Origin of the sequence: Verminephrobacter aporrectodeae subsp. tuberculatae, assembly GCF_026127385.1 — a bacterium.
Taxonomy (GTDB): domain Bacteria; phylum Pseudomonadota; class Gammaproteobacteria; order Burkholderiales; family Burkholderiaceae_C; genus Acidovorax; species Acidovorax aporrectodeae.
Map to the genome: position 1 here is coordinate 1 of NZ_QZCX01000025.1, position 261 is coordinate 261.

The 261-nt window shown below is 66.3% G+C and carries 1 protein-coding gene; it reads right to left on the reverse strand.

Translation table 11 applies throughout. From position 1 onward, the window contains the following. Nucleotides 1-261 (reverse strand): Ig-like domain-containing protein (locus D5041_RS21960; RefSeq protein ID WP_407702328.1); only part of this gene is annotated, 261 nt, incomplete at both ends.

Sequence of the window (261 nt, forward strand, 5' to 3'; positions counted from 1 at the left end):
CCTCGCGCCTCCCTCCACGCTCAGGTCGGCGATGCTGAAGCTGTCGGGGGCTATGTCTTCGGAGAAGCGGATCGTGGCGGTGGTGCTTTCGCCCAGGTGCAGTTTGTCGTCACGGAGCGTGATCGGGTGGGTCGCCGCGAGCGTGGGGCGCTTGGTGTCGATGCTGTAGTTGGCGCTGTGGGTGATGCCCACCCCGGCCCTTTCGGCTGCGTTCCTGACCCCGGTCATGTTCACGCCGATGCTGTTGCTCGCGTCCTCCAC